The following is a 2472-nucleotide window of genomic DNA, read 5'->3' on the forward strand; positions in this document are numbered from 1 at the left end:
CAAGGTATGTTTTGGGATTGTAGTAACCTCACAAAACTTGATTTGAGTAGTTTTGACACCTCAAATGTTACAGACATGTCCTATATGTTTTACAATTGCTCAAAATTAGTTGACTTAAATGATTCTTCCTTTGACATGTCAAATGTAACCAATGATACATTCATTTTCAGCGGTTGTGATAATCTGCGCTTATATGAATACAAAGGCGAAACGAATGCAAATAATAATCGACCAAAAAGTGAAGAATTACATGTAGAGTATGGCGCAGATGTTGAACTACCGGTTCCTGAATATGAGATTTATCATAGCAATCTTGTTACTTGTAGTTGGCTCAGTGATTACAAAACTCTACCGGATGATCCAAATAAACCTTTAAAATTAAAGGATATTAAGAAAAATGTACGAATTAGCTATAGGATTTATGGGAAATATTCGCATGATTACATTGAGAAAGAATACCAAATATATGTCAACACCGGTTTTGCATTAGACAAAGAGGATAAAACCAATTCTGAAGATGAATTTGTTTTTAACGATTCAAATGGCAGTCTTAAATTTGCGCATATCTGGAGAGGTGTTGAATGGGATACTAATATTACACTATCAGCAACCTCTAAAGTAGACATTGGTGAATTGTCATATAGTTGGGCTCAAGTTCAATTATATCATTCAGGAGTCGGAGCAGATAAAGATGATCCAAGTGATGATGCTATTTGGTATGCGTATGTTTATCCGGGAAATGTGTCAAATGAAAGGGCGTATACGCCGATTTATAATAATACTAAAGCTATGGAGGTATCTGCATGGCTATGTTCTTCCAAAGATTCATGCGGAAATAGTATCTCTGAATCCTATTGGATCTGCTATAACATTCATTACAACCTAAACGGAGGGACAAATCATCCATCCAATCCGAAATATGTGGATGGATACGACGCAATTACCTATCCACAGGAGCTTGGCGTAAAAAAAATTCCATTATACGCTCCAACCCGCGCCGGATACAAGTTCGAAGGCTGGTACGAGAATGCAGATTTTTCCGGAGAGCCTCGAACCTATCTGACCGTGTGTGATATGAAAAAATTAACCCTTTATGCAAAGTGGTCTCCGACAAGTCATACGCACAAAAAAACAACAGTGATTACCAAAGCAACGACGAAAAAAGATGGATCAATCACTGTAAAATGTTCAGAATGTGGTAAGACTTTGGAAAAAACCGTGATTCCTTCTATCAAGTCAGTGAATTTATCCGGAACATCATTCACATATGATGCGAAAGAGAAGAAACCAACTGTAACGGTTAAAGATCGGACGGGAAAAACTATTTCAAAGAGCTACTATACAGTATCGTATAAAGATAACAAAAATGTCGGGCTTGCAGAGGTGACAGTCAAATTCAAAGGACGATACGAAGGAACTATTAAAAGAACCTTTACGATTCTTCCGAAAACGCCTGCGCTTTCAAAAGTTAAGGCGATAGAAAAAGGGCTGTCAATTACATGGAAGAAAACAGCAACTCAGCTAACCGGATATCAAATTCAGATTGCAACAGACAAAAGCTTTAAGAAGAACAGCAAAGTGTATACGATTTCCGGCAAAAACAGTACCTCTAAAAAGATAACAAAGCTGAAAAAGAATACGAAATACTATATTCGAATTCGAACCTATAAAACAGTTGGAGGTAAAAAATATTATTCAGGCTGGAAGACTTATTCGAAAGCAGTCCGGGTATCCAAATAACTACAAAAGACCCATTATTCCAAGCGGCCGTACTTTGTCTTGCTAACCTGTTTATAATATGGCAGACTGTGAATGGTACCACAAAGAAAAAAGGTGGCATTTTTATAGGACATCTGGCGAGTACAATGAAAGATAGATAAATATCATATTTTTCAGCTTATCCGGAACGATGGGCGAATGGGTTACAAAACAGGAATCGATTGGAGAACCGGTATGCTAAAAATCTTATTCATCTGTCATGGCAACTGATTCCACGATTCTCTTAAAGTCAGTAATAGCAAGGTTTGTGGGGATTTTCAGGTGGATTTGTAACCCACTTTTAACCCGGGCAGTTTTTGTGCAAATGTGACAATGCAGCAAAATAACAGTGATTTTGGAGACGTGACATACAATTACATATGGCGAAGCGCACTTAATCTTAAGTGTGCTTGACTACCAATAAACAACCCCATCGGGTCGTGTCAAAAGCAGTAAAGATATGCTGGAGTTTGACACGGTCTGGTGGGGTTGTTATTTGCTCTCTCCACAATATATTCTCATATAATCGAATGTAACTCACTATATCTTGATGAGATTCCCGAAAAAGAATTGACAATTGCAAAAATGCAATTTATAATTTGAATTATGAAAAGGAGGTAGAAGCCATGGCATGGAATGAAAAGGTACTTAACATAATGAATGAGAGGAATATTAATCAAAAGCAGTTATCTCAGTTAAGCGGTATTAATGAAA

General features: G+C 36.9%; 1 protein-coding gene. It reads left to right on the plus strand.

Annotated elements, in window-relative coordinates:
• Positions 1-1740, plus strand: a 1740-nt coding sequence (locus tag CSX02_RS04720; protein ID WP_143248132.1) for an InlB B-repeat-containing protein, incomplete at its 5' end; no start/stop codon positions are given.
• Positions 1741-2472: the final 732 nt, after the last annotated feature.

Source organism: Agathobacter ruminis, assembly GCF_002735305.1.
Classification (GTDB): domain Bacteria; phylum Bacillota; class Clostridia; order Lachnospirales; family Lachnospiraceae; genus Roseburia; species Roseburia ruminis.